The sequence below is a fragment of the Flavonifractor sp. An82 genome (genome assembly GCF_002159265.1).
In the GTDB taxonomy this organism is placed as follows: domain Bacteria; phylum Bacillota; class Clostridia; order Oscillospirales; family Oscillospiraceae; genus Flavonifractor.
In genome coordinates, this window is sequence record NZ_NFHG01000001.1 from 454,385 (window position 1) to 478,918 (window position 24,534).

Consider the following 24,534-nt stretch of genomic DNA (forward strand, 5'->3'; position numbering starts at 1 on the left):
AAAAGCAGACAGCACTCCGCCGCGTCCGCGGCGACAGTCCAACGGATCTTATCCGGGGGACCAGGCAAACGCCCTGCCGGGAGCGTCCCTTCGGCGGCCTCCCCTTTCACGCGGTTCACCGGGCCCGGCGCCCTTCCCGCGCTACTCCTGAAGAGCCGCGCCTCTATCCTGCAAATGTAATTTCGCTGTTTAGTTTGCAAAATTGTACCACAAGTTCTGGCAAAGTGTCAACGAAAGCGAGATGGGATTTCCGACAAATGAGAAGGAGAATGTTAAAGAAATTTGTGCAGATTGCCGCTCTGGCTCTGGCCGTGGCTCTGCCTCTGGGGAATCTGCCCGCCTCCGCCGCCTCAGTGGAGGTGGACCCCACCATGAAGGTGGGCCTGTTTTACGGCAGCTCGGCCCTGGCCGGCGCCAACCTGCTCAACGAAGTGGGAAGCGGCTACCGGTTGGGCTACTACGACAGCGACCGGGAGTTTGTGGAGCTGACCTCCACCGATGAGACCGCCATCTCGGTGGTCAAGACCCAGAATGTCTGTTACGGCACTGTGGGCAACTGGGCGGGCTACTACGACACCATTACCTCCGACATCGCCGTGGGCTGCTGGCATGTGAAGCTGCCCGGCAGCTACCGCTCCTATGAGGACGCCTGGGACGAGGCATCCTCCTATCCCGGCGGCTTCGTGGCCTGGATCGACGGGGACTGGGAGGCCAGAGTGGGCAACTACCTGGACAAGGAGTCTGCCCAGGCCGCACAGACCAGTCTGGGCCTGTACGATGGGGAGGTGGTGGGCACCTCCAGCTACGGCGTGTCGGTGGTCAAGACGGGCACCAGCCAGATCCTCTTCCAGTTTGACGGGGGCAGCAGTATGTGCCTGGGCATCCAGCCCGGCTTAAATGACCGGGAAGAGACCGAGACCATCTTCCGGGGCAACACCTATTACGGCGGCTTCCAGTACCAGCGGGTGAGCGGGGGCAACCTGACGGTGAGCAACGTCATCGGCCTGGAGGACTATGTCCAGGGTGTCATCGTTCGGGAGATGAGCTCCTCCTGGCCCCTGGAGGCCCTGAAGGCCCAGGCGGTGTGCGCCCGTACTTACGCCTACCGCAACTACACCGCCAGCAAGCACAAGAGCCAGGGCTTTGACATCTGCAACTCCACCTGCTGTCAGGTCTATGAGGGCATGGCCCGGGTAACGGCCAGCAGCAGCAAGGCGGTGGACCAGACCTATGGCGAGTATGCCTGGTACAACGGCTCCCTCATTGAGGCGGTCTATTCCTCCCACGACGGCGGCGCCACCGAGAGTTCTGTCAACGTGTGGGGGAGCAACGTGGCCTACCTCATCGGTAAGTACGACCCCTATGAGGCGTCGGTGGCCTCCAAGGTCCCCAACTACAACTGGACGGTGACCTACACCGCCCAGGAGCTTACCGACCTGCTCAACTCCAAGGGCTATACCAACTCGGGCATCGTGGATTTCCGGGTGACCAAGACCAGCCCCACCGGCAATGCCATTGAGATCACCTTCACCGACTCCTCCGGCAAGAGCTGGAGCAAGATCCGGGACGACTGCCGCACCTTCCTGGGCCTGCGGTCCATCCACTACACCGTCACCAGCTCCGGCGGGGGCGGGACCACATCTGCCAATGGCGACTATGTGGTGGACGGCAGCGGCTCCCTCACCAGTCTGGACGGGGCCTATGCCATCGACGGCAGCGGCAGCGTGGGGGCCCTCAGCGGGAACGCCTACATCATTGACGGCAACGGCTCTGTAAGCCAGGCCGCCGCCGGCGGGGGAGACGGTTCCACCGTGTTCACCATCACCGGCTCCGGCTGGGGCCACAACGTGGGCATGAGCCAGTGGGGCGCCTACGCCATGGCCCAGCAGGGCTACGACTATATTGATATCCTGACCTTCTACTATACCGGAATCGAGGTGCGCACACCATAAAAACATCTGATTTTGACTTTTACCTGCCGGAGGAGCTCATCGCCCAGACTCCCCTGGAGAAGCGGGACTCCTCCCGGCTGCTGGTGCTGGACAAAGAGACCGGCGCCACGAAACACATGCATTTTTACGATCTGCCCACCCTGCTGAGACCGGGGGACTGCCTGGTGCTCAATGACTCCCGGGTGCTGCCCGCCCGGCTCATTGGCCACCGGGAGCCCGGCGGCGGCGCGGTGGAGGTGCTGCTGCTTATCGACCGGGGGAACAAGACCTGGGAGTGCCTGGTGCGCCCCGGCCGCAAGATGAAACCGGGCACCAAAGTATCCTTCGGCGAGGGCCAGCTCACCGCCGAGGTCACCGAGGTGTTGGAGGGGGGCAACCGGCTGGTCCGCTTCGACTACGAGGGTATCTTTCTGGAGAAGCTGGAGCAGCTGGGCAAAATGCCCCTGCCCCCCTATATCAAGGCCGAGCTCAACGACCCGGAGCGGTATCAGACCGTCTACTCCCGGGAGGTGGGCTCCGCCGCCGCCCCCACCGCCGGACTCCACTTCACCAAGGAGCTGCTGCAGCAGGTGGAGGACATGGGGGTGCGTCTGGCCTATGTGACCCTCCATGTGGGTCTGGGCACCTTCCGCCCGGTGAAGGAGGAGGACATCCTGGACCACGAGATGCACTCCGAGTACTGCATGATCTCCGCCGAGACCGCTGAGATCATCAACCGCACCAAGGCCGAGGGGGGCCGGGTGATCTGCGTGGGCACCACCTCCTGCCGCACGATCGAGAGCTGGGCGGCGGAGGACGGCACCCTGAAGGAGAGCGCCGGCTGGACCAACATCTTTATCTATCCGGGCTACAAATTCAAGACCCTGGACTGCCTCATCACCAACTTCCACCTGCCGGAATCCACCCTCATTATGCTGGTGTCGGCCCTGGCGGGGCGGGAGCACGTTCTGGCCGCCTACAAAGAGGCGGTGGAGCAGAAATACCGCTTCTTCTCCTTCGGAGACGCCATGTTTATTTGCTGACGCTTCTCCAAAGCGGCAGAGCCGCTTTGGAGAGAGGGATGCAGCCTGTTGCGCGCAGAAGCCGTTCGCCCTTGGCGAACGGCTTCCACACTGACAGGCTGAGAAGTGTTTTCAGCCACGCACATGTCGCGGCTGAAAACGGACTCAGATTTTTTTCACGCCTGCGGGCGTGAACTCTGCGAGGCTTTCATTTATCGTGTAACGGGCCGGGACTGCATGGCAGTCCCGGTCTTTTTTGGGACTGGAAAATAGGAAGAATTTTGTTTATAATATCCTGTATGAATGACAAGCTGCGGCGCCGGTCCACCCACAGCCGGACGTATACTGATCGACCTGAGGAGGGATGGAAATGGAGCTGCTGGACGCAGCCATGACCTTTGCCATAGCCGCCCACAGCGGCGCGGTACGCAAGGGGGACGGCACGCCCGCCATTCTCCACGCCATGGAGGCGGCGGTCATTGCCGCCACCCTCACCGATGACAGGGAGGTGCTGGCCGCCGCCGTGCTCCACGACACGGTGGAGGACACGGGAGCCGACCTGGAGGAGATCCGGGCCCGGTTCGGAGACCGGGTAGCGTCCCTGGTGGGGACGGAGACCGAAGACAAAATGCGCCATCTGCCCCCCGACCGGAGCTGGCGGGCCCGCAAGGAGGCCGCCATTGCCAGACTGGAGGCGGAGGAGGACCCGGGCGCCGCCATGGTGACCCTGGGCGACAAGCTGTCCAACCTGCGGGCCCTGTACCGCAGGAAGGAGGAGAAGGGGGCGGCTATGTGGGACTGCTTCCACCAGAAGGACCCGGAGCAGCACCACTGGTATTACCGCACGCTGGCCCAGGTGCTCTTGCCGTTGGCGGAGACGGCGGCCTGGCGGGAATACGACTGGCTGATCCGCCGGGTTTTTGACGAAGACTGAGACAAACGAAAGCCCAGCCACGCCGGGGCGCAGGCTGGGCGGCAAGGAGGAATCCCAAATGACGGGGACCATGGAAAACGACACGCTGAGCATCGCCCTTTCCGGGCGTATCGACTCCGGCAACGCCCAGGAGGTGGAGGCCGAGCTCATGGCCATGCTGGACCAGCAGGCCCACGGCAGCCTGGTGCTGGATCTGAAGGATCTGGAGTACATATCCAGCGCCGGCCTGCGGGTGGTGCTGCGGGTGCGCAAGCGGGAGCCCCAGCTCAAGCTGGTCAACGTCTCCGCCGAGGTCTATGAGATCCTGGACATGACCGGCTTTATCGAGATGATGCCGGTGGAGAAGGCCCGACGGGTCCTCTCGGTGGAGGGCTGCGAGATCATCGGCCGGGGCGCCAACGGCGCGGTCTACCGCATCGACAAGGACACGGTGGTGAAGGTGTACCACAGCTCCGACTGCCTGCCCGACGTGCAGCGGGAGCGGGAACTGGCCCGGAAGGCCTTTGTGCTGGGCATCCCCACCGCCATCCCCTACGACGTGGTGCGGGTGGGGGAGAGCTACGGCTCAGTGTTCGAGCTGCTCAACTCCAGGTCCTTCTCCAAGCTCATCGCCGCCGACCCCGAGGGAATGGACACCTATGTGGACCTGTACGTGGACCTGCTGCAGAAGATGCACTCCACCCACGTCAAGCCCGGCGACATGCCCGAGATGAAGGCGGTGGCCCTGGACTGGGTGCATTTCCTGCGGGACTACCTGCCCGCCCCTCAGGCGGAGAAGCTGGTGGCCCTGGTGGAGGAGGTGCCCCAGCGGGACACCATGCTCCACGGCGACTACCACACCAACAACATCGTCATGCAGAACAACGAGGTGCTCATCATCGACATGGACACCCTGTGCGTGGGCCATCCCATCTTTGAGCTGGCCTCCATGTACCTGGCCTTTGTGGCCTTCGGCGAGCGGGACCAGAGCGTGGCCGTCAATTTCCTGAAGATGCCCTATGAGACTGCCTGCCTCTTCTGGAAAAAGGCCCTGGCCAAGTATCTGTGCACCGACGACCCGGAGGCCGTCCGGGCGGTGGAGGAGAAGGCCATGGTCATCGGCTATGCCCGGCTCATGCGCCGCACCATCCGCCGCAGCGGCTTTGAAACCGAGGAGGGCAGAGCCACCATCCAGCTGTGCAAGGAGCGGCTGGAGGAGCTGCTGGACCGGGTGGACAGCCTTACCTTTTAAATCATAGGAAATGGGAGAGAACTATGGAGATCATCAAGGAACGTAACGGCAATGACCTGGTCCTGAAGCTGCAGGGCCGGCTGGATACCACCACCGCCCCCGAGCTGGAGCAGGAACTGAAAAACAGCCTGCCCGGTGTTCAGGCGCTGACCATCGACATGGAGGGGCTGGAGTACATCTCCTCCGCCGGACTGCGGGTGGTGCTGTTTGCCCAGAAGACCATGAACCGGCAGGGGTCCATGGTGGTGCGGGGGGCGGGCCCCATGATCATGGAGGTCTTTGACATTACCGGCTTCAGCGACATCCTGAACATCCAGTGACCCATAGATTAGACCAAAAAAGACCGGCGTCCCACAGGGACGCCGGTCTTTTTTTACATGCGGCTCAGAACCTCCACGTTGCCCGCCAGACGGGGGTCGGCGGGAGAAAGGGCCAGTGCCTTTTGGGCCTCCTCCAGCGCCAGGCCGGTCCGCCCGGTGCGGAAGTAGGCCTGACAGCGCAGGTCGTGGGGGAGGGGGCCCCAGGCCTCTGCCTCACAGATGTAGGTGTCCGGCCGGACGGTGATGGTCAGGGCCATGCCGGTGAAGTAGAGCACCCCGTCCCAGTTCTCCTGCTGGTAGCACAGCATGGCCAGATCCATCCAGGGCTCCCGCAGGTGGGGGGCCTGAGCGGCGGAGCGGAGGAACCAGCCCCGTGCCTGGTCGGCCGCGCCCTTTTGCAGATATGCCTTGGCGATGTACCGCATGGAGGCCGCCCGCTCGTCGGCCCAGGTGGCGGTGGGCATGGCCAGATGGCGCTGGAGGGTGGCGATGCAGTCGTCCCACCGGCCGTGGAAGAAGTACTCCCGGCCCAGGTAGTGGGCGTTGCGGTCATCCTCCGGCTCCTCCCGCACCGACAGCTCCAGCAGGGGGAGGTACTGCCCCCGGGACTTGGACGGGTCCGGGTGGTGGTCCAGCTGCACCCCCAAAGCTGTCACTGTGGGGCCGGGGCGGCCGGTGCCCTCCCACCGCAGGACCTCGTGGACCGGGTGGACCCACCGGTAGCCGTGGCGGCGATGGATCTTCTCATACCAGAACACCACCCCCTCGGCCCCGTCGGGCCGGAAGGACCAGGTGTAGCGGTACCGGGCCTGGCCTGCGTCCGGGGTCCAGGCAGCCTCCAGGGCTGCCCGCCAGCCGGGGTGAAACACCTCGTCCAGGTCGGTGCAAACGCAGATGTCCGCGTCCTCATCCACCAGCTCCAGGGAGCGGTTGCGGGCCGCGTCGAAGCGCCAGGGGGAAATGGTCTCCACGGTGACGGAGGCTCCACGGGCCTCCAGCCGGGCCACGGTGTCGTCGGTGGAACCGGTGTCCAGCACCACCACCCGGTCGGCCTCCTCCATGGAGTCCATCCACCGGTCCACAAATTGGGCCTCGTTCTTGCAGATGGCATAGACGACGATCTTCATGGATATGGTTCCTCCTTACAGGAAGGGGGAGGAGGGCGCAAATTCCCTCCTCCCCTGGGTTCAGGAGTTCATCAGACCGGCGGCCTGAAGATTCTGAATGATCTGGTTGATGGTGTTGATGGCGTCGGTCAGGCTGGCGCTGGTCTGGAGGGTAGCCACCGTAGCCGCCGCATTGGTCTCGCCGGCAGGGCCGGTAGGACCGGTGGGTCCGGTGGGCCCGGTGGCACCGGCGGTGCCAGCCGTACCGGCAGGGCCGGTAGGACCAGTGGGACCGGTGGGCCCGGTGGCACCTGCGGTGCCAGCCATACCGGCAGGGCCGGTAGGACCAGTAGAGCCGTGTATTTATGCACAACATTAGATTTTCCTTTGTGTTGAGTAGGCAAGCCGTTAGATTGCCTTGTTCTCAATCACTCGGATAACGTTGTGGTTATTCTCAATGTAATCAATAATTCGCTGGTACTCGTCGGCAAAATTGAAGTCAACCGTTATTTCCCCGTTCTCATGCACCCAAACCGCTTTTACGAGTTCAACCATAATCCCGCGGTTAAGGCTCTGAATGTTTTTGTATTTCAGAAAGGCGGTTAGATACGGGTCGTCGGTTCCGATACCATCAGCCATTACCTGCATTTCCTCTTTCAGATAGGAGATGTTCGCTTCAAGCTGTTGTATCTGTTCTGCAATCTTGCCTTTCAAGCGGCGATATTCCTCTTTGGTAATCTCACCGCTTTTCCAATCAAGGTACAAGCTGTCGGAAGCGTCATTGTACTGTTTTAGCTGCTTTTCTGCCTGTTTCAAGGAATGGGATAATCTCTTGCTTTCCCGGTTGATAACAGGCGCGTTGTTAATCCGTTCAATTTCTTCTGCAAGCCGATCTACAAGGGCAATTTGCATTTGCAACGCTGCCAATACCGCGTTTTCCAACTTGTCTTGCCGGATAGAATGTTTGCTGCAAATCTTCTTATCGGTGTAGCTACGGCAAGAGTAGTAGGCAATATCACGGGCGGTTTTGCGCCGCATGGCCTTTTTGCAATCCGCGCAACGGACAAAGCCGGACATGAGATAGACTTCCTGTTTGCCGGGGGCTGTCCTTGTGTCGCGCTTATGTAGGGCTTGCGCTTTCTCGAATGTTTCCCTGTCAATAATCGCTTCGTGTGTGTTGGGGACGACAAACCATTCTTCTTCGGGGACGTTGATCTGCTTGTGTACTTTGTAGCTTATTACGCGGTTACGGCCTTGCACCATTACGCCCGTATAAACTTCATTTTGCAATATCCTTGCAATCGTGCTGGCAGACCACAAACCATCGTTTTTGTCGGAATTAGGGTTGTTATACTTAAAGCCTTTTTTCTTCTTATAGGCTTCGGGGTTCGGCTCTCCCATTTGGTTAAGCCGCTTTGCAATCCCCATTTTACTGTACCCCTCATTGACAAACCAATGGTAAATGCTTTTGACAACTTCCGCTGCTTCTTCATCTACAATCAAGCTGTTTTTGTCGTTTGGGTCTTTCTTGTAGCCATAAGGGGCAAACGCGCCTATGAACTCGCCGCGCTCCCGTTTCATCTTGAATGTTTTGCGGATTTCTTCGGAAGTGGTCGCGGCAAACTGCTCATTGAACATTCCCCTAATAGGTACTTCAAGACCGCTTGCAGAATGGGGGTTAGCGTAAGTGTCAATAAATGGCGTGCCTGTGCAAATAAACCTTGCGCCGTGAATGGGTATGAACTCCTCCAAAAACTTTTGTTGATCGGCAAGGTTGCGGAAACCGCGTGCAAGGGATTTGATAATCATGCAGTTTACTTCTTTGCGGACAATGCAGCCCTCAAGCCGTTTGAAGTTTGGTCGCGCTGTGTCGGTGCCTGTCAATCCGTCGTCGGCAAACACGTCTACAATCACATAGGTTCCCGGCTCAAAATAGCTGTCTACAAAGTCGCGGAGTATCTTTTCTTGGTTGATAACACTCTCGCTTTCGTCCTCGTTGTCGTCCTCTCTGGATAGTCGAATGTATAGCCCAATTTTCCAAAACGGCTCTGCATAACTGCGTGCCATTTTGTCTTTGCGTATGCGGGGCATTATACCTCCTTTCCCCCTATAATTACGAGTTAATTATACCATTTTCGCCCCGTAATCACAAGGTCTTTACCCGTAGAGTTAGGGAAAGTCGGCGGTTATTTCAGACTTAAAAAGTAATCACACAATGATTGCTTTAGCGTTCTATCCTCTGCGACAAACCGTATTCTTACGGGTGTATCACCACAAAGAAAACAGTATGGATTTACAATCTGCTCAAAGTAGCTTTGCATTTTCTTTGCTGCTGGCAAAGAACTGTCAATATGGATATTACGAATATCAACCAAAGTGCTGCGGTCAACCTGTGTAATATCAACATTTCTCATTTGTTGAAGTTGTAACTTGGTAATCATCTTCTTTCCCTCCCGGTTAGCGGCATAGTACAGAATATGCGCTCCGGCTTGTACGATATGAGAAATAAGGCTGAAACGGGCGGTTGTTAGCTGCAACCTCACGGGAGTTTCACCCCGGCCCATGCTTATGGGTGCGCCGCGCAATACTTTGAGGGTGTTCAACGCGGGAGTATCATTGTGCCGCCTTGTATGTCGTCGCCCACAAGCTGCTAAACCTGTTTTACGGCGCGGTAGTTGTCGCTCGACTTTTCCCCGTAGGGGAAAAGCTGTCATGGCGTACCCGCCGACTGGCTCGATACAGACGGAATGTACCCGTTGCCTGTTATGCTGCGCACCAAAGGTCGCTTTCTTTGTCAAGCAATAGGCTTTGTCGGCCTGCAAAAGCACATCAACAGCGGATATGCTTTTGCGGAACGACAAATAGCCCATAACGGGAATCGTGGAAAGGGGACACGCTCCCCGCATGGGCTAAAAGATTATCCTACATGAAAAGCAAGGGTGCGGGTAATAAGGCGCACTTGCAGCCTGTTACGCATTTCCTCGTCCACATAGGAATAGGTATTGCCCGCGTCGTCTTTCAGCGTGCGGGTACAAAGTTTCGCTATGTAACCCTCGTAGTGCTTCAAGATCGCGCACATGGCGGTTGTGTCGCCGTTTGCCGCTGCGGAAATGACAGGGAACGGCAACAGATTTTCAGACTTCCTAACGGTATTCATCATCTGCTTTTCCCTCCAAATACTGTTTGATTTTCGCAAGCGCGGATTTCCTGTGCCGGAAAACCGTCGTGCGTACAACATTCAGCAGTTCGCCAATTTCCGCGTCGCTCATATCCAAGAAGTAGGACAAAAGGATAATGTCGCGTTTCCTTTCGGGCAAAGCGTTAAGGGCTTCGGCAAGCAGTTCATTTTTGACGAGTACATCAAAGCCGGACACTTGAAAACGGAAATAATCGCTTTCGTATTCGTCCGTTGTGAAAAGCTGCGCGAGTTCGCTTTCGCTCAAATCCGAAAAAGTAACTTCGCGTGCTGCGCGTTTCGCAAGAGTGCGGCGGTGGCTTTTCGCTTCGCCGACCAAAGTTTTCTTTGCTAATGCGTCGTACTGATGTTGTATTCTTTCCTTGTCGGAAGAAGATAGCTCCATAGAGTTCACCTCCTTCCCGCGTGGAGTAGAGGACGGGAGTTAAGGGCTTGTCCTCTCTGCCCCTTTCGCTCCGTACCCGTTCGGGAGATGGCTCTTGAGTGCGCTTTTCAGAAAAAAGTTGAAAAAAGCAAAATGCGCCCGTCCGCAAGACGCGGACGGGCGCAAAGGAAATGTAAGCAGTAGCTAAATGTATTGACAGTTCACATTCATAGCCGGAATATCCCGCTTGCGGAGCATAGCTTTTTTTGACCGCAAAGCATTAGGCGGGTTACAGTAAATAAAAATGGACACGGCGATACCTCCCCGATACCGCCGTATCCTTAAAAAAGGGCGACTTTAATACACTACCCGCAATCCATTCTATAATAGGGAACAGCGGCTTTTGCGCAATATTAAATAAAAAAGCCGATAACACATAGGTTTTTTGACCTAATGCGTTATCGGCTCTGCGTCTATGCGTCTGGCACTTTTAATCATTTTTTTTTGAATTTATTATATGTGTTAGCTAACTGTCCACAAGCCGCGTTAATCTCTCTGCCATGAGAAACTCTCATAGTAACTTCAAGTCCTGCTTGCTCTAATTGATGTTTGAATGCAACTATTTCCCGTTTCTGTGGTGCTTTAATTCTTGAATTGCTTGTTGGGTTGTATTGTAACACGTTAATCATAACTTTTTTGCCCCGAAACCATTTTGCAAGTTGTCTTACATCTGAGGGCCGGTCATTTATACCCGGTAAAAGCAAATACGCAAAGACAATTTTGCGATTATGCCTTTCAGAATAGGATAAGGCTTGCTTAACAACATCTTCAATAGCATATATGCGCATGTGAGGAATAATACGATTTCTTGCAGATTGTGTTGCTGCGTGTAAAGATATTGTCAACTGAATTTTAAGATGTTCCTCGCGCAATTTTTTTAATTGATCGACCGGACCAACTGTTGATATGGTAATGCCGTCGGTTGGAAAGTTGAGCCCATATCTATCTCGGAGAATATGGATTGCTTTTATCAAGTTGTCATAATTGAATAAAGGCTCTCCCATACCCATAAAAACGATACGGTTTACTTTTCGACGCAACAATATAATCTGTTGTACGATTTCTGACGATGTTAGATTACGAACAAAGCCATTTCGCCCGGACTCACAAAAAATACAACCAACAGGACAACCGACTTGTGTGCTCACGCAAACAGTTCCACCATCTCGCCGCTTGATAAAAACCGTTTCAATGTATTTGTTGTCTTTCAGTTCGTAAACATACTTTTCAGTATCACTGCTTTTGCAAATATTTTTTACCAACATTGATAGATTTTTTTTGCGTGGTAATTGCTTATATAATTCTTCATATAAGGCTTTTGCTTCATTCTCGCCAATAACTTCCGACATTTCTTTGTAAGTAAATCCGTATGGATCATTCCGTACTTCCGCAGGCGTATATTTAGGTAAACGTTTCATTTTTATATCCTTTCTTCTAAATAATAAAAGTTTGTTTTTCTGTATTTTTGATTACAATCTCTAATTTTTCTACATCAATGATATGCGTCAATTTGCATTTAGGGCAGAAAAGAGGAAAATCTTTTAATACAGTATTATGAAATACTTGAACTCTCGTCTTTCCGTTACAAATCGGACATTTTATCCAATATTTTTTAAGCATTATATTTCACTCGTCCTTTTTACACAAAAAAATGCAGGTCAATCCTCAACATGAGCATTGACCTGCATTTATAATGCACAGAGCAGTACAACAAAACTAAGGCATAGCTTGCACTATGTCTATACTATATCTATACGTCGTTAGTTTTTTGTATAGCATCCGCAAAATAAGCATGACAAAAAAGCCCATGTTGAAAATGGGAAAATCCTTTTTTTCAATGCTTATCTAATACGCATGCTATGCAACATAAACGCCGCCTCCTTTTACATAAATTTTATTTTATCAGAAAATCAGTCTACTGTCAATACACAACAGGAAGTATTTAACCTAATGATATGAATTGTGTGGACATATCCAAAAAGAAAGGTGAACTGTAAAATGTAACAGGGTGAATGAAAATGGCAAAAAGACCCGTACCATTGTACGACTTTAAGGCTTTCGGGGCAGCTATAAAAGCCGCGAGAAATGAATACGGCGAGAGCCGCAAAAAGGTAAGCGACGAGTTATATATTTCCCCGCGCTACCTTGCGAATATCGAGAACAAGGGACAACAGCCGAGTTTACAGGTATTCTATGACCTTGTAACCCGGTATCATATTTCGGTAGATCAATTTTTCTTCCCGAACAGCAATGCGGAGAAATCCACCGGGCGGCGGCAGCTTGACGCGCTGCTGGACGGTATGAGCGATAAAGGCATACGGATTGTAACCGCAACAGCAAGGGAGATAACGGAAGTCGAAAAAGCAGAGGATTAACCTCACAATATGAGAAATCGGGAGATTGCAGCGCATGGCGGCTGCAATCTTTTTTTGCGTCCAAAATCAAAGGAACGCGCAACAAATACCGCCTTTCGGTGGGGGTATGGAGTAGATAGCAAGCACAGCAAACGAGTACCCGTTTGCGGAAAATGCTTGTTGGGATAATCCCAAACCCTTATACCGAAAGGCGGTGCGGAAATGGAAAACCGAAAGAGAAATATACAGATGAAGTTTTACGTTACGGAAGAAGAAAAGCGGCTGATCGACGAGAAGATGAAGCAGCTTCCCATAAAGCAGTATGGGGCATACTTCCGTAAAATGGCGATAGACGGGTATATTCTTGTCGTTGACCGAAGCGACACAAAAGCATATATCCGGGAACTGCAAGCGGTGAGCCGGAACATCAACCAAATTGCAAAACGCGCCAATGCGACGGGGACGGTTTACAGGCAGGATATAGAGGACATTAAAAAGGCGGTGGACGAGATATGGCGGTTACAAAGACGCACCCTATTAAATCAACCTTAAAGGCTGCGATAGACTATATCTTAAATCCCGAAAAGACAGACGGGAAGCTGCTTGCGTCCTCTTTCGGCTGCGGGCTGGAAACCGCCGATATTGAGTTTGCATGGACGCGGGAAGCTGCCGGAGATCGCGGCACACATTTAGGGCGGCACTTGATACAATCCTTTGCGGTGGGAGAAACCACACCGGAAGAAGCGCACAAAATCGGCATGGAACTTGCCGGGGCGGTATTAGGCGGCAAGTATGAGTTTGTTTTGACAACTCACGTCGATAAAGACCATCTGCATAATCACTTGATTTTCAACGCGGTTAGCTTCGTTGACTACAAAAAGTACCATTCCAACAAGCAAAGCTATCACTTTATCCGGCGCACCAGCGACAGGATATGTAAAGAGCATGGGCTATCCGTCGTCGTACCGGGACAGGACAAGGGAAAAAGCTATGCAGAATACACCGCCGAAAAGCAAGGGACAAGCTACAAAGCAAAGCTGAAAACGGCGATAGATACCACTTTTCCCTCGCGGTCAAGCATGGGCTTTCTCGTTTCGGGGTCGATTTTATCAACCAGCTTTTTCACCTTGTAGGGTGCGGGGGCAAAGATTTTAATGCCTTTCTCGCCTTTCTTTACATGGCGGTCAAACTCCTTTTCCCATTGACGGAAGCCCATTACTAAATTGCCGCCCTGCATAGCAATTAGGATAGTGTTATTCAAACTAGGACGGTGCCTTTTGGGTCGGTCAAGACGTAGGAAGAATGAAGCTGCATTAAATTAGGCTTTACGAAAAACCTTGTCTTGCCGCTGCCGCTGCCGCCGATCACCACGACGTTTTTATTTCTCGCATATTTCGGCTGCTTCGGGCGGCTGTTCATGGTAAGGCGTTCGGTCTGCGTCAAAATGATGTTGTTCTGAAAATCCGGGTCAATGTAGGGCTTTATATCTTCGGCGTTGCCCCATGAAGCGTTTTGTCAAGTGCTATTTTGAGTTATTGACGCACAATCAAAGTGAAAGCGCGAAAGTGCAAAGCGCAAAGGGTCTGCACTTTGCGTTTTCAGCTTGCGGGTTCGGGCGGCTGCTTCTTCTTGATGAAGTTGTACCATTGACCGCCGACGCGCCTTGCATCCAAAACACCGCCCATGTTGCGCTTGGCGTTCTGCACCGTCCTTTCAGATATTCCGGCTTCGGCTGCGGCCTTTACAATTTCCTCGCTGGCAAGCTCTTTCCCGTCTGCAAGCAGGTCAAGTAGGCGGCTGCGGCAACGGCTGATTTGCCCTTGCCCCGGCTGACAATGCTGATATTACAATGGTAGATGGCTATGGGTATCACCTCCCGGATAGGATAATAAAACCCGCAAAAATGGTACAGACGCCAACGGCGGGTGTACTGTTTTTGTGGGTGTGCAGGGATAGCCGCGTAAGCGGCGCAAGGGGTGCAGCCCCTTGTTGCGGCAAAGCCGCCAATGTCGGTCAGAGAGGGAAGCAAGCGGCTTTCTCTCTGTGCCGACAAGCCCTCGGCAGAGCGCACGCACCCGTAAGGGTGTATAAGTGCGCCCTTTGTGCCAAAGGGATTATTCGCTTTTCCCGCCCTTGGTGCGTTTTTTCAGATAAGCCCGCGCTTCCTCGCTCGTCAAGGCAAGCCGGAGAAAGGCGGCGGCTTCCTCGTCGGTCATGGTCTTGGCTTCCGGCACAATGCTCTCAAAGACCGCACCCCGGACGATCAGCCGATGGCTGCGCGTCCTGCGTTCCTCTTGGGATAACTTTTGCCGCAACACCTTTTCCCGGTTTTCAAGCTGCCGGATTTTCTTCTTCCCGTCCTCAATCTCGGCTTGCAATTCCTCGCGGTTTTTTTCTCTCGGTTTCGTCATGGGTGGTCACTCCTTTCTACCTGTCGGCATAGAAAAAGGACAGTCGATTTCCTCGGCTGTCCTTTTGATTAGGGTGTTTGGTTTACTCCGTTCTGCTCAATAAATGGGAATATTAAATATCAATACGCCCTTTAATACATTCCTATTAAAACATCAGCTTCGATTGTCAAATGTGTGAGAGTACGCCAATCAACGCAATCTTTTTCAACGCAAAAGAGAAGCGGCGTCATTTCAATAAACGACATTCTTTGTTCTGATGACAACTGTACGGTGGCTGAAACCGTTTCTCTTGAAATGGTTTTAAGATATTTCTCAAAATATTCAACGACAGACTCATTTGAATAATCTGGATTTTTCAAGTGTGCTTGCACTTTAGTCCTGATTTCCCTCAAATGATTTTTCGTAGGAATTACTTTCACAACATATCCGTTAGGAGATAGCAATCGCTGAAATTCTTTGTAGTGTGCAGGCGAAAATATGTCTAAAATACAATCCATACTTCCGTCTTTCAAAGGGATTTTTGATAAGTCAGTAACAAACCACTTCACTGCTTTGCGCTTGTCTTTTTTTGATGCAATCTGTATTGCCTCCCTTGACAAGTCAAAGGCAAAGATGTTTCGTTCTGTTCTTTGCTGTATCTGCCTTGCATAGAAACCCTCGCCGCAACCAACATCTAAAATGTTTCTTATAGATGGCGTATCAGAAATAAACTGTATGATTTTCTCCAACACAACATCATACATGCCATACTCCAAAATTTGGTGCCGGTTGTCAAAAGACCGCTTGCTGTAGTTGGTTTTGGGCGATGATTTTAACAACAAATTTACATACCCATATCTTGAAATATCAAAGCAATGTCCATGTCTACAAATTAGGCTATTGCCTTGTATATCCATTGATTTTGTGCAAATTGGGCATTGAAAATAAACCTTGCTGTCTGCAAAGCGTGATAAATTATTATTCATTTGTTTTTCCTCCGTAATTACATCTCTGCTTCAATAAGCGAGTTATGCAATACGGATAACCGCAACATAACTCGCGGTTTTATCTTAATCTCATAAATGTAACCATTGTGTTGTCCTCCAATCAATTCCGCAGTATTACTCTGCTTTTAGAAAAAGTATAGCACAAAACTATGAACATTTCCACTCTATTTCAGCCTGTCGGCGGCGTTGCTCTCTCTGGCGTACCGCCGCGCCGCTTCCCGCCGTTCCTCGCTGTATGGGGCGGTCAGACGGAAAGAGAAGCGGCCTTTCTCAATGTCAAACTCCATGCAGCCCGTTTCCGGGTCTGCGTCGGTCTGGCGGCACACATCGGGGTGCTGCTCGGCATAGGCGGCAAGCCGCTTCTTCAAGTCGGTATTGTGGGTACGGATATGGATCAACGGGTCTTTCTCATCAAACCAGATGTCTGTGGTCTTTTTTTGCTTGGGAAGCCCTGTTCGCATAAACTCTCCTTTCTGCGCCCCTGTTACGCAATAGGGGCATTTTTCGGGTGTTTTCTCCGGCTCTTGACTTGGAGAAAACGGCGTTTTTGACGATAAAAACCGCCCGGACGGGGAATGTATCGTCGGGGCGGCTGTTATCGCAAAATTTCCGATTTTTCCGGCTCTTGACCGTCCTGCAAGCTGTCGGCAAGTATCACTTTGAGCAGCTTGTCGCGGAATGTTTCTGTGCCGCTGTGATTGAAAAACAATTCCGCAACGATGGTCTGTCCGTTCTTCTGTGTCGTGATGATACTGTCGGGGGTCTGTTCTGCCATAGGCGGCTCCTTTCTCCGGGCGCGAAAAAGGGATTTCCCGTAGCCCGGAAAATCCCTCTTAGTTGTCGGTATTCTGTTTTACTGTGCGGGTGCTGCGGCGGCGGCCTGCGCCTTTCTCCTTGCCCGGTATTCCCGCGCTTTCATGCGGTCATATTCCCGTTGCTTTTCAAGGTTTCGCGCCCGGTACTCCCTTGAATACTGCCGGTGGTAGGCGCGGCTCTTTTCCTTTTGGGCTTCTTCGATTTCCTCCCGCATTTGCCGGACTTCCTGCTCCGTAGGCTCTGCAAGCTGCGTCACTTCGTTCTCAAATCTGCCGATATAGTTAAAATATATCCCGATGTGCTGAACAGCCTGTTTTGCCCTTTTCTTGTCGCGCTCATGCACTTCAATCCGGCTGATAAACTCGTTGAGAATGGCGGGGGTCAGGTCAGTAAAGGCGGCATAGCGTTCCGTCAGCTTCAAAAACTTCTGCGCCCGCCCTCCCGCGTTCTCATAAGCGGATAGCTGCTCTTGGAGTGTGGCAAGCTCCGTTTTCAGTGTGTAGTATTCTTCCGAATATTTTTGCGACATTTGCTCATAGCGGTCTTGCGGGATAGTGCCGAGGGCGTTGTCCTCATAGAGCTTATTCAGCACCTTGTCAATCTGTTCAAGGCGTGTCGTGATTTGCGGGATACGTTTCTGCTGCTTCTTGGTCTGGTCGGTCTGCTGCATGGCAAGGTTCTTTTTCACTAAGGCTTCAAACTCCGCCCGGTTGCTGATAGAGTAGTCCTCGATTTTCTTCAGCACTTCCGCGACGGTCTGCATGAGCAAGTCCGCGTCGATGATGTGTGGGGAATGGCACTTGGGGTTTTTGGCTTTCCCCTTGTGATACTCGCTGCAATAGGCAACATGCCGCTTGCCGCCGTTCCTGTAATCTATGCGGATGTGCATTTTTGCGCCGCAATCCTTACAGAAAAGCAAGCCCGACAAAGGGTGGATTTCCCCGTCCCCGTTGGGGCGTCTGACGGGCGCGTTTTCCAAAATCCGCTGTGCGGTTTCAAAGTCGGCGCGGTCAATAATCGGCTCATGCACATTTTCGGTTATCTGCCATTGGCTCCGGTCTACATAGTGGTTCCGCTTGTCCCGGAAATGCTTTGTAGTCTTGAAGTTGACTACATCGCCGCAATACTCCTGCCGCGTGAGGATATGGGTCAAGGTGACTTTGTTCCACTTGTAGCGGTTATCCTCATTGAGCGCCTTGTTTTTACACGTTCCCCGTCCCCGGTCTTTCATGTAGAAAGTAGGGGTAGGGATTTGCTCCTGCGTCAGATATACGGCGATTTGGTTGCGGTTCTTCCCGCCGATAAACAGACGGAAAATAAGGCGCACAACCTCGGCGGCTTCCTCGTCGATTATCCAAAAATCCTTGTTGTCCGGGTCTTTCATATAGCCGTAGGGGGCTTCGGTGGCAATCGGCTTTCCGCTCATGCCCTTCGTTTTAATGCCGGTCTTTACTTTCTTGCTGATGTCCTTTGCGTACCACTCCGACATGATGTTGATAAAGGGCGCAAACTCCAATGTGTCGGGCTTCTCGCTGTCTATCCCGTTGTTGACCGCGATAAAGCGCACATTGTTCCGTCTGAATATCTCCATAGCGTTGCCAACTTGGAGATAGTCGCGCCCCCAGCGCGTCAGGTCTTTCATAATGCAGACACCGATTTTTCCGTTTTCTACATCGTCCATCATGCGGGAATAGGCAGAACGGTCAAAAAATCTGCCGCTTTCGTCATCGTCAATGTAGTGCCGGATATTGGTTAAGTGCTGTCCTCTGGCATAGTTCTCCAAAAAGATTTTTTGGTTCTGTATGCTGTTGCTCTCACCGCCGTCCCTGTCCTCGTCGCCCACGGAAAGGCGGGAGTAAAGGGCGGTAATTTTGCTATAATCAGTCATGTGCATAACCTCCTGTGCGTCCATGTAGGTGTCCTTTACACTTAAAATTATGCACTCCATCGGGCAGAGCCGTACTCCGCGCCCTTGCGGTATTTCTTTGCGTTTTTCCCTTTGACATAGACAATCAAGCGGATAACCACCGCGCCTACAATGCCAACAAGCAAATCCAGCGGGTACACGCTCGGCAAGGCGTTTTCAAATGCTGCGGAAAATCCTTTTGTGATATTCAGTATCTTTGCGGATATATCCGCGCCGGGGGCAAGTCGCACCGCCTGTCCGACTTTATCAAAGAGATAGACAAAGAACACATAGGGGATATTCGGAAGTATCAGCTTTTTGTAGTTTATTTGCTTCATATCTCGCGCCCCCTGTCTATTTTCTTTACCTTGTCGCGGGCGGCGTTAAGCTGCTTCGCCTTGTCCTTTGCAGCGGCAAGGGCTTTGCGGATAGAGGGCTTTTTATCCCGGTTCAGCTTCTTTGCGGAAAACTCTTGAAATGCTGCGGTCATAACGTCCGCGTCCCGGCCTTTGAAAAACACAAGGTAACGGGTCTGCTCGCCCTTAACCTTTTTCAGCGAAAAATCTATGTTGTATTTCTTCGCCGTACTCTCAAAGGCTTTAATATTGCTGTCGGTGATCTCGATGTTGGAAACGCCCGCGTTCTGCTTCATAAGCTGGCGCATGGTCTGTTTCCCATGCGCGGGCTTGCTTTTCTGCTCCAAAAACTTTCGGATTGCTTTCTGCAACGCCTGTTCGGTAAGCCGCGCCGCGCCTTTTCCCACTTTGACGTATAGGGCAATCGTTTTTTGGGTTACTTCCTCCTGCAAGGTATCAACTCCTTTCCCGGTAAAGTGTGGCTATGCTCATTCGCCGCCGTAAAAATCGTGATTGACAAGGGCGGTATAGTAGCTGTCAATGGTACTCGGCGCGTTGAACAGCACCGCTTTTAGATACTGCTTGATATTGCGCACTTTGGTTGTGTTTTCCCTCATGCAGTCCAAAACAAATTCAATATGGCTGCTGTTCAGCTTCAAAAACTTGGATTTGACAAGTTCGGCGGGGTAGTCGTCCCCGGCAATACGGATTGTCTTTCGGGCTGTGCAGACGGTTTCCAGCATAAGGTCAACAATCTCATTTAGGCGGTCTGCGTCGATTTTACAGTTTTGAATGAGATGGTCGTATTCGATATTGTCCTTGATAATCTCCCTGTAAATCTCTACTGCGCTATTGCTTTTCGCTTCCGTTCTTTTCCTTTCCGGCGGCGTAGCCGCTTCGTCCTGTGCAAAGGGCAAGGGGTTTGGGGAATGGAAAGGAATGGAATGGGTACTTGATAAATCAGTAATTGATTGTTCTTTACTTGATATATCTTTATTTAATTGCGTTGGATTTTCCAACGTAGGTTTTTCCAACGTTGGATTATCCAATGTTGGATTATCCAATGTTGGATTTTCCAATGTAGGTAAATCCGATATAGACGGCTGTTCGCCGCTGGTAGCTGCTTCCGGCTCTCGCGGCTGCGGCTGCTCGTATATGACATAATCCGCGCCCCGCAAGCGTCCTTTCTCGTCGCGCTCCCGGCTGCGCACGATATATCCGGCTTTTTCGAGTTCTTTTACCGCTTCGCGGATTGCGTCGATCTTCTCGCGGTTGATGTGAGATAAGCCCGCAAGGGTATAATCCCAATCTTCGGGCAAAGACAGCATTTGCGAAAGCAAGCCTTTTGCCTTTAAGGTGAGTTCCTTATTGCGCAAGTGGTGGTTGCTCATAACGGTATATCCCGTATTGCGTTCCACTCTGAAAACTGCCATGTTTCATCACTTCCTCTCTTGGTCTGCGTGGAATATTAGAAAGCCGTTTTCGGCGGTTTTGGTATTGCAGTATGCCTTTGCCGTTTTTGTGTCTGAAAAGCCTTGTATTGCAAGGGCTTTTTCGCGCCTAACGTTCCACGTTACCGCCTGTTTTCGGGCATAAAAAAACCGCAACTCTTTTCAAGCTGCGGCGACATATCCTACTCACTTAAAAACGCCATATCAAGGCTTGTCCAACCTTGCTACGGCGTTTTAGGTGTAATTATAGGGGTTGTTTAATTGTCTTTAATGTGCTGAAAGCCGCATGGTTACGGCATTTTCCTTGTTGTGCATATATTGACGGGGCAGTAGGACCGGTAGCGCCTGCGGCGCCGTCCGCACCAGCAGGGCCAGTGGGACCAGTAGGACCGGTAGGCCCGGTGGCCCCCGCAGTGCCGTCAGGGCCGGGAATGCCCTGAGGACCGGTGGGTCCGGTGGCGCCGTCAGGGCCGGGGATGCCCTGGGGACCGGTGGGCCCGGTAGCCCCAGCCGCGCCGGTGGGTCCGGTGGGACCGGGAGTGGCAGGACCGGTGGGACCAGTGGGACCGGCAGCGCCGGTAGGACCGGTGGGGCCAGGTGCGCCGGAGCCGGCAGGCCCGGTGGGACCGGTGGCACCTGCAGGTCCGGTTGCCCCGGTGGGGCCGGTAGGCCCGGGCACGGGGCAGGGAGGGGGACAGGGCGGCGGGCAGCAGCCCGGCGGACAGCAGCAGGCAGCGCCCTCCTGTTTCCGTCTCCACTCCCGATCAGAGGGAAGATAGTGGTTCATATTGTACTCCTTTATCCGCTTGGCTTGTGGCTGTGCCACATGACAGCCTATGCATACCACAGGCCGCCGGTGCCTCCGGAAAAGCCATAGTAAAAAAGTAGGGGAAAGGGGGTTGACAAGACTAACTGTAACTGGTATAGTTACACTAGAAAGTGAAACAAATAAAGTTACAGATAAAAGCATAAGATAAATTGGGCCCACGGCCTGACACAACAGAAAGGAAGATGGATATGACTCCCATTACCATTACCAAAGCCAATTTTGAAGAAGTGGTGCTTCACTCCGACAAGCCGGTGCTGGTGGACTTCTGGGCCCCCTGGTGCGGCTACTGCCGCCGGATCAGCCCGGTGCTGGACCAGATCGCCCAGCAGTTTGACGGCCAGCTGGTGGTGGGCAAGATCAACATTGACGAGGAGCCCGGCCTGGAGGAGCAGTTTGAGGTGGAGGTCATTCCCACCCTGTTCCTCTTCAAGAACGGGGAGACGGGGGAGCCCATCGTGAACCCCGGCTCCAAGGCTCAGATCATCGACTGGATGGGACTGTAAAAGGAGGCGGACGGCATGGCGCATTATGAAATTCTCATCGTAGGGGGTGGCCCCGCCGGCTACACGGCGGCCCTGTATGCCGCCCGCAGCGGCCGCAGGACAGCGGTGGTGGAGAAGCTGTCTCCCGGCGGGCAGATGGCCACCACCTCCACCATTGACAACTATCCCGGCTTCCCCGAAGGGGTGGACGGCTTCGAGCTGGGGGAGAAGATGGAGCAGCAGGCCCGGAAGTACGGGGCGGAGACCATTTACGCCGAGGTCACCGGGGCGGAGCTGACCGCGGTGCCCAAGGTGCTCCACACCAGCGAGGGAGATTTTACCGCCGACGCGGTGATCCTGGCCACCGGGGCCTACCCCCGGGAGCTGGGACTCCCCGGCGAGAGCGAGCTGCGGGGGAGGGGCATCGCCTACTGCGCCGCCTGCGACGGTATGATGTACCGGGGCAAGGTGGTGGCAGTGAACGGCGGCGGCAACACCGCCGTGGAGGACGCCCTCTATCTCTCCAAGCTGTGCAGCAAGGTGTACCTCATCCACCGGCGGGACAGCCTGCGGGCCTCGGCGGTGTACCACAAGGCCCTGGAGGAGGCGGGGGTGGAGATCATCTGGAACTCCCGGGTCACAGCCCTGCGCAAGGAAAAGCGCCTGACAGGGATTGAGCTGGAGAACGTGGTCACCGGCGAGAAAAGTGAGCTGGCCTGCGACGGCCTCTTCGTGGCGGTGGGCCGGGTGCCCGACACCGCCCTCTTCGCCGGACAGGTGGAGACCGACCAGGCGGGCTACCTGGTGGCCGATGAGAGCTGCCGTACCAGCGTGCCCGGGGTGTTTGCCGCCGGAGACGTGCGTACCAAGGCCCTGCGGCAGGTCATTACCGCCGCCGCCGACGGTGCCAGCGCGGCCCACTGGGCGGAAGAGTATCTGCTGAAACGAGTGTAAAGGGGAAATCCATGTCATGAACGGCCTGTTTTGCGTGGCGGTCCACGCCCTCATTTATCTGGACAAGCGGGGGTGCATGCTCTCCAGCGAGGAGCTGGCGGCCAACATCTGCACCAACCCGGCCCGGGTGCGCAAGGTGATGGCCAAGCTGAAAAAGGCGGGGCTGGTGACCACCCGCACCGGCACCGACGGGGGCTACCAGCTGACCGCCGATCCCGCCGCCCTCACCCTGGACGTGGTGGCCGACGCCCTGGCGGTCCGCTTTGTGGAGCCCGCCTGGCACAGCGGCGGCGGGGTGGACTGCGGCTGCATGGTGGCCTCCGGCATGGCCGGGGTGATGGATCACCTCTTTGACGATCTGGACGGCCGGTGCAGGGCCCGTCTGGCCCAGCTCCGCCTCACCGACCTGGAGGGGCAGCTGGAATCCATACAAAAAGGAGAGACCCTATGAATTTGCAGCTGGAAACCGGTGTACCGGTGCTCACCGTCTTTCTGCAGGGCCTGCTCAGCTTCTTTTCCCCCTGTGTGCTCCCTCTGGTGCCCCTCTATGTGGGCTATCTGGCGGGGGGCGCCCGGACGGTGGATGAGAAGGGCAATATCCGCTACCCCCGGGGGAAGGTGCTGATCAACACCCTGTTCTTCGTTGTGGGCATCAGCTTTGCCTTCTTTGTGCTGGGTCTGGGCTTTACCGCCGCCGGCCGCTTCTTTAGCGGACACCAGACCCTCTTTGCCCGGATCAGCGGAATCATCATGATCCTCTTCGGCGTCTACCAGTTCGGCTTCTTCGGCAAGGCTGCCGCCCTGGAGACCGAGCACCGCCTGCCCTTCCGGCTGGAGCGGTGGTCCATGAATCCCCTGGTGGCCCTGGTGCTGGGCTTCACCTTCAGCTTTGCCTGGACCCCCTGCGTGGGGCCCACCCTGGGGGGCGTGCTGCTGATGGCCTCCTCCGCCGCCAGCGCGGCCAAGGGCTTTCTGCTCATCGCGGTGTACACCGCCGGCTTTGTCATCCCCTTCCTGGCGGTGGGCGTCTTCACCGGTACGGTGCTCAACTTCTTCAAAACCCACCAGAAGGTGGTCAAGTATACCGGCAAGGTGGGGGCGGCCCTGCTCATCCTGATGGGCATCATGACCCTCACCGGCTTTATGAACGGAATTACCGGCTATCTGTCCGGGGTAGGCGGGGGGAGCGCCGGGGCGGAGACGCCCAACCAGAGCGAGAGCGTCACCCCCAGCCCGGAGGCCTCGGAAAGCCCCTCGCCGGAGCCCTCGGCCAGCCAGCAGCCCCAGACGGTGGCGGCCCCCGACTTCACCCTCACCGACCAGTACGGCAACACCCACACCCTGTCCGACTACAAGGGCAAGACGGTGTTCCTCAACTTCTGGGCCACCTGGTGCGGCCCCTGCAAAAGTGAGATGCCCGACGTTCAGGCGCTGTACGAGGCCTATGACGAAAACGCCGGGGACCTGGTGGTGCTGGGGGTGGCCAACCCCGGCGTTCAGGACGTGTCCCAGGACGAGGTGGAACAGTTTCTGACGGATCACGGCTACACCTTCCCGGTGCTGATGGACACCACGGGGCAGGTTTTCGCCTGGTACGGCATTTCCGCCTTTCCCACCACCTTTATGATCGACGCAAACGGCAACGTGTACGGCTATGTGCCCGGGGCCATGTCGGCGTCCATTATGGAGTCGGTGGTGCAGCAGACCATGGACAGTGTAAATTAAAGCAGGGAAGAGCGGCGCATGGCGCCGCTCTTTCTGGTTTTGGGGCGTTGTCATTTTCCCTGGTTTCTGGTATGATAAATAACACTTGCAAAATAAAGGG

General features: G+C 54.3%; 27 protein-coding genes, 5 pseudogenes and 1 riboswitch. Of the genes and pseudogenes, 12 read left to right on the plus strand and 20 right to left on the minus strand.

Going from position 1 to position 24,534, the window contains the following annotated elements; translation table 11 throughout:
- Position 1: 1 nt before the first annotated feature.
- Positions 2-174: riboswitch (Lysine riboswitch) on the minus strand.
- A gap of 95 nt (positions 175-269) precedes the next feature.
- The 5 genes from B5G34_RS02590 (at position 270) to B5G34_RS02610 (ending at position 5,438) form a co-directional block, all read left to right on the plus strand.
- Positions 270-1,952: a SpoIID/LytB domain-containing protein gene (locus tag B5G34_RS02590; protein ID WP_242956772.1), complete on the plus strand. Its 1,683-nt coding sequence runs from the start codon at positions 270-272 to the stop codon at positions 1,950-1,952.
- Positions 1,949-2,974 carry a tRNA preQ1(34) S-adenosylmethionine ribosyltransferase-isomerase QueA gene (gene queA / locus B5G34_RS02595; RefSeq protein WP_087333976.1) on the plus strand — a complete coding sequence of 342 codons (1,026 nt, stop codon included), beginning with the start codon at positions 1,949-1,951 and terminating at the stop codon, positions 2,972-2,974. The genes B5G34_RS02590 and queA overlap by 4 nt, the downstream gene beginning before the upstream one ends.
- 349 nt (positions 2,975-3,323) lie before the next feature.
- Positions 3,324-3,887: an HD domain-containing protein gene (locus tag B5G34_RS02600; RefSeq protein ID WP_162609405.1), complete on the plus strand. Its 564-nt coding sequence runs from the start codon at positions 3,324-3,326 to the stop codon at positions 3,885-3,887.
- Between the two features lie 58 nt (positions 3,888-3,945).
- Positions 3,946-5,118 carry an anti-sigma factor antagonist gene (locus B5G34_RS02605; RefSeq protein WP_087333980.1) on the plus strand — a complete coding sequence of 391 codons (1,173 nt, stop codon included), beginning with the start codon at positions 3,946-3,948 and terminating at the stop codon, positions 5,116-5,118.
- A gap of 23 nt (positions 5,119-5,141) precedes the next feature.
- Positions 5,142-5,438, plus strand: a complete 297-nt coding sequence (locus B5G34_RS02610) for an STAS domain-containing protein (RefSeq protein ID WP_087333982.1) — start codon at positions 5,142-5,144, stop codon at positions 5,436-5,438.
- A 53-nt stretch (positions 5,439-5,491) separates the two neighbouring features.
- On the opposite strand, the gene B5G34_RS02615 is transcribed toward B5G34_RS02610, so the two are convergent.
- The 8 genes from B5G34_RS02615 to B5G34_RS02655 form a co-directional block, all read right to left on the minus strand.
- Complete coding sequence (locus tag B5G34_RS02615) at positions 5,492-6,565, minus strand: glycosyltransferase (RefSeq protein ID WP_087333984.1); 1,074 nt, start codon at positions 6,563-6,565, stop codon at positions 5,492-5,494.
- Between the two features lie 60 nt (positions 6,566-6,625).
- Complete coding sequence (locus B5G34_RS02620) at positions 6,626-6,871, minus strand: hypothetical protein (RefSeq protein ID WP_087333986.1); 246 nt, start codon at positions 6,869-6,871, stop codon at positions 6,626-6,628.
- 81 nt (positions 6,872-6,952) lie between these two features.
- A complete protein-coding gene (locus B5G34_RS02625) occupies positions 6,953-8,635 on the minus strand; it encodes a recombinase family protein (protein WP_007860184.1) in 1,683 nt (560 codons plus the stop codon).
- A 95-nt stretch (positions 8,636-8,730) separates the two neighbouring features.
- Positions 8,731-9,414: a DUF6870 family protein gene (locus B5G34_RS19045; protein ID WP_242956774.1), complete on the minus strand. Its 684-nt coding sequence runs from the start codon at positions 9,412-9,414 to the stop codon at positions 8,731-8,733.
- Between the two features lie 47 nt (positions 9,415-9,461).
- A complete protein-coding gene (locus B5G34_RS02640) occupies positions 9,462-9,704 on the minus strand; it encodes a helix-turn-helix domain-containing protein (RefSeq protein WP_002604473.1) in 243 nt (80 codons plus the stop codon).
- Positions 9,688-10,125: a sigma-70 family RNA polymerase sigma factor gene (locus B5G34_RS02645; RefSeq protein ID WP_002604474.1), complete on the minus strand. Its 438-nt coding sequence runs from the start codon at positions 10,123-10,125 to the stop codon at positions 9,688-9,690. Before B5G34_RS02645 ends, B5G34_RS02640 begins: the two co-directional genes overlap by 17 nt.
- Positions 10,126-10,598: 473 nt before the next feature.
- A complete protein-coding gene (gene rlmN, locus B5G34_RS02650) occupies positions 10,599-11,582 on the minus strand; it encodes a 23S rRNA (adenine(2503)-C(2))-methyltransferase RlmN (RefSeq protein ID WP_002584956.1) in 984 nt (327 codons plus the stop codon).
- A gap of 16 nt (positions 11,583-11,598) precedes the next feature.
- Positions 11,599-11,784, minus strand: coding sequence for a cysteine-rich KTR domain-containing protein (locus B5G34_RS02655; RefSeq protein WP_003431289.1), 186 nt, complete (start codon positions 11,782-11,784; stop codon positions 11,599-11,601).
- 398 nt (positions 11,785-12,182) lie between these two features.
- Here B5G34_RS02655 and B5G34_RS02660 point away from each other — a divergent pair, with 398 nt between their 5' ends.
- The 3 genes and pseudogenes from B5G34_RS02660 to B5G34_RS02670 form a co-directional block, all read left to right on the plus strand.
- The gene (locus B5G34_RS02660) at positions 12,183-12,539 is read left to right on the plus strand and encodes a helix-turn-helix transcriptional regulator (RefSeq protein ID WP_002584957.1); all 357 of its coding nucleotides are present in this window, start codon (positions 12,183-12,185) and stop codon (positions 12,537-12,539) included.
- A 201-nt stretch (positions 12,540-12,740) separates the two neighbouring features.
- Positions 12,741-13,070: a plasmid mobilization relaxosome protein MobC gene (gene mobC, locus B5G34_RS02665; protein ID WP_002584958.1), complete on the plus strand. Its 330-nt coding sequence runs from the start codon at positions 12,741-12,743 to the stop codon at positions 13,068-13,070.
- Positions 13,031-13,576 (plus strand): annotated as a pseudogene (locus B5G34_RS02670) (relaxase/mobilization nuclease domain-containing protein); the annotation flags it as partial. The gene mobC and the pseudogene B5G34_RS02670, both read left to right, overlap by 40 nt.
- Here the strand turns inward: B5G34_RS02670 and B5G34_RS19050 are convergent.
- The 12 genes and pseudogenes from B5G34_RS19050 to B5G34_RS19060 all read right to left on the minus strand — a co-directional run.
- A pseudogene (locus tag B5G34_RS19050) lies at positions 13,573-13,782 on the minus strand (ArdC family protein); the annotation flags it as partial. The pseudogenes B5G34_RS02670 and B5G34_RS19050 overlap by 4 nt on opposite strands.
- A pseudogene (locus B5G34_RS02680) lies at positions 13,779-14,030 on the minus strand (type IV secretory system conjugative DNA transfer family protein); the annotation flags it as partial. The pseudogenes B5G34_RS02680 and B5G34_RS19050, both read right to left, overlap by 4 nt.
- An 86-nt stretch (positions 14,031-14,116) precedes the next feature.
- A pseudogene (locus B5G34_RS19055) lies at positions 14,117-14,311 on the minus strand (topoisomerase); the annotation flags it as partial.
- Between the two features lie 321 nt (positions 14,312-14,632).
- Complete coding sequence (locus tag B5G34_RS02695; RefSeq protein WP_016147288.1) at positions 14,633-14,929, minus strand: DUF3847 domain-containing protein; 297 nt, start codon at positions 14,927-14,929, stop codon at positions 14,633-14,635.
- Between the two features lie 131 nt (positions 14,930-15,060).
- The gene (locus tag B5G34_RS02700; RefSeq protein ID WP_002584969.1) at positions 15,061-15,894 is read right to left on the minus strand and encodes a methyltransferase domain-containing protein; all 834 of its coding nucleotides are present in this window, start codon (positions 15,892-15,894) and stop codon (positions 15,061-15,063) included.
- Positions 15,895-16,079: 185 nt separating this feature from the next.
- Positions 16,080-16,376 (minus strand): hypothetical protein, encoded by a 297-nt coding sequence (locus B5G34_RS02705; protein WP_005930687.1) that lies wholly within the window; start codon positions 16,374-16,376, stop codon positions 16,080-16,082.
- A 134-nt stretch (positions 16,377-16,510) separates the two neighbouring features.
- Positions 16,511-16,690, minus strand: coding sequence for a transposon-encoded TnpW family protein (locus tag B5G34_RS02710; protein WP_005930684.1), 180 nt, complete (start codon positions 16,688-16,690; stop codon positions 16,511-16,513).
- Between the two features lie 78 nt (positions 16,691-16,768).
- Entirely contained in the window at positions 16,769-18,619 is a 1,851-nt protein-coding gene (locus B5G34_RS02715; RefSeq protein WP_206197938.1) for a recombinase family protein, read from the minus strand.
- Between the two features lie 56 nt (positions 18,620-18,675).
- Positions 18,676-18,975: pseudogene (locus B5G34_RS02720) on the minus strand (type IV secretory system conjugative DNA transfer family protein); the annotation flags it as partial.
- Positions 18,972-19,445, minus strand: a complete 474-nt coding sequence (locus tag B5G34_RS02725) for a PcfB family protein (RefSeq protein ID WP_007860263.1) — start codon at positions 19,443-19,445, stop codon at positions 18,972-18,974. The pseudogene B5G34_RS02720 and the gene B5G34_RS02725, both read right to left, overlap by 4 nt.
- Before the next feature lie 36 nt (positions 19,446-19,481).
- On the minus strand, positions 19,482-20,426 hold the full coding sequence (locus tag B5G34_RS02730; protein ID WP_087333992.1) for a DUF6017 domain-containing protein: 945 nt from the start codon (positions 20,424-20,426) through the stop codon (positions 19,482-19,484).
- Between the two features lie 482 nt (positions 20,427-20,908).
- A complete protein-coding gene (locus tag B5G34_RS19060; protein WP_242956776.1) occupies positions 20,909-21,202 on the minus strand; it encodes a hypothetical protein in 294 nt (97 codons plus the stop codon).
- A 259-nt stretch (positions 21,203-21,461) separates the two neighbouring features.
- Here B5G34_RS19060 and trxA point away from each other — a divergent pair, with 259 nt between their 5' ends.
- The 4 genes from trxA to B5G34_RS02755 are packed head-to-tail and all read left to right on the plus strand — an operon-like array spanning position 21,462 to position 24,434.
- The gene (trxA, locus tag B5G34_RS02740) at positions 21,462-21,776 is read left to right on the plus strand and encodes a thioredoxin (protein ID WP_087333996.1); all 315 of its coding nucleotides are present in this window, start codon (positions 21,462-21,464) and stop codon (positions 21,774-21,776) included.
- Between the two features lie 15 nt (positions 21,777-21,791).
- Positions 21,792-22,709: a thioredoxin-disulfide reductase gene (gene trxB / locus B5G34_RS02745; RefSeq protein WP_087333998.1), complete on the plus strand. Its 918-nt coding sequence runs from the start codon at positions 21,792-21,794 to the stop codon at positions 22,707-22,709.
- A gap of 16 nt (positions 22,710-22,725) precedes the next feature.
- Entirely contained in the window at positions 22,726-23,160 is a 435-nt protein-coding gene (locus tag B5G34_RS02750) for an Rrf2 family transcriptional regulator (protein ID WP_087334000.1), read from the plus strand.
- Positions 23,157-24,434: a cytochrome c biogenesis protein/redoxin gene (locus tag B5G34_RS02755; protein WP_087334002.1), complete on the plus strand. Its 1,278-nt coding sequence runs from the start codon at positions 23,157-23,159 to the stop codon at positions 24,432-24,434. Before B5G34_RS02750 ends, B5G34_RS02755 begins: the two co-directional genes overlap by 4 nt.
- Positions 24,435-24,534 lie beyond the last annotated feature (100 nt).

Bases quoted from the DNA above. Each gene is read 5' to 3' on its own strand.
- B5G34_RS02625 (WP_007860184.1), bottom strand. From the start codon at position 8,635: ATGCCCCGCATACGCAAAGACAAAATGGCACGCAGTTATGCAGAGCCG.
- trxA (WP_087333996.1), top strand. From the start codon at position 21,462: ATGACTCCCATTACCATTACCAAAGCCAATTTTGAAGAAGTGGTGCTT.
- mobC (WP_002584958.1), top strand. From the start codon at position 12,741: ATGGAAAACCGAAAGAGAAATATACAGATGAAGTTTTACGTTACGGAA.
- B5G34_RS02750 (WP_087334000.1), top strand. From the start codon at position 22,726: ATGAACGGCCTGTTTTGCGTGGCGGTCCACGCCCTCATTTATCTGGAC.
- B5G34_RS02715 (WP_206197938.1), bottom strand. From the start codon at position 18,619: ATGACTGATTATAGCAAAATTACCGCCCTTTACTCCCGCCTTTCCGTG.
- trxB (WP_087333998.1), top strand. From the start codon at position 21,792: ATGGCGCATTATGAAATTCTCATCGTAGGGGGTGGCCCCGCCGGCTAC.
- B5G34_RS19045 (WP_242956774.1), bottom strand. From the start codon at position 9,414: ATGGGCTATTTGTCGTTCCGCAAAAGCATATCCGCTGTTGATGTGCTT.
- B5G34_RS02605 (WP_087333980.1), top strand. From the start codon at position 3,946: ATGACGGGGACCATGGAAAACGACACGCTGAGCATCGCCCTTTCCGGG.
- B5G34_RS02615 (WP_087333984.1), bottom strand. From the start codon at position 6,565: ATGAAGATCGTCGTCTATGCCATCTGCAAGAACGAGGCCCAATTTGTG.
- B5G34_RS02710 (WP_005930684.1), bottom strand. From the start codon at position 16,690: ATGGCAGAACAGACCCCCGACAGTATCATCACGACACAGAAGAACGGA.
- B5G34_RS02645 (WP_002604474.1), bottom strand. From the start codon at position 10,125: ATGGAGCTATCTTCTTCCGACAAGGAAAGAATACAACATCAGTACGAC.
- B5G34_RS02730 (WP_087333992.1), bottom strand. From the start codon at position 20,426: ATGGCAGTTTTCAGAGTGGAACGCAATACGGGATATACCGTTATGAGC.
- B5G34_RS02700 (WP_002584969.1), bottom strand. From the start codon at position 15,894: ATGAATAATAATTTATCACGCTTTGCAGACAGCAAGGTTTATTTTCAA.
- B5G34_RS02655 (WP_003431289.1), bottom strand. From the start codon at position 11,784: ATGCTTAAAAAATATTGGATAAAATGTCCGATTTGTAACGGAAAGACG.
- B5G34_RS02640 (WP_002604473.1), bottom strand. From the start codon at position 9,704: ATGATGAATACCGTTAGGAAGTCTGAAAATCTGTTGCCGTTCCCTGTC.
- B5G34_RS02600 (WP_162609405.1), top strand. From the start codon at position 3,324: ATGGAGCTGCTGGACGCAGCCATGACCTTTGCCATAGCCGCCCACAGC.
- rlmN (WP_002584956.1), bottom strand. From the start codon at position 11,582: ATGAAACGTTTACCTAAATATACGCCTGCGGAAGTACGGAATGATCCA.
- B5G34_RS02620 (WP_087333986.1), bottom strand. From the start codon at position 6,871: ATGGCTGGCACCGCAGGTGCCACCGGGCCCACCGGTCCCACTGGTCCT.
- B5G34_RS02660 (WP_002584957.1), top strand. From the start codon at position 12,183: ATGGCAAAAAGACCCGTACCATTGTACGACTTTAAGGCTTTCGGGGCA.
- B5G34_RS02590 (WP_242956772.1), top strand. From the start codon at position 270: ATGTTAAAGAAATTTGTGCAGATTGCCGCTCTGGCTCTGGCCGTGGCT.
- B5G34_RS02695 (WP_016147288.1), bottom strand. From the start codon at position 14,929: ATGACGAAACCGAGAGAAAAAAACCGCGAGGAATTGCAAGCCGAGATT.
- B5G34_RS02755 (WP_087334002.1), top strand. From the start codon at position 23,157: ATGAATTTGCAGCTGGAAACCGGTGTACCGGTGCTCACCGTCTTTCTG.
- B5G34_RS02610 (WP_087333982.1), top strand. From the start codon at position 5,142: ATGGAGATCATCAAGGAACGTAACGGCAATGACCTGGTCCTGAAGCTG.
- B5G34_RS02705 (WP_005930687.1), bottom strand. From the start codon at position 16,376: ATGCGAACAGGGCTTCCCAAGCAAAAAAAGACCACAGACATCTGGTTT.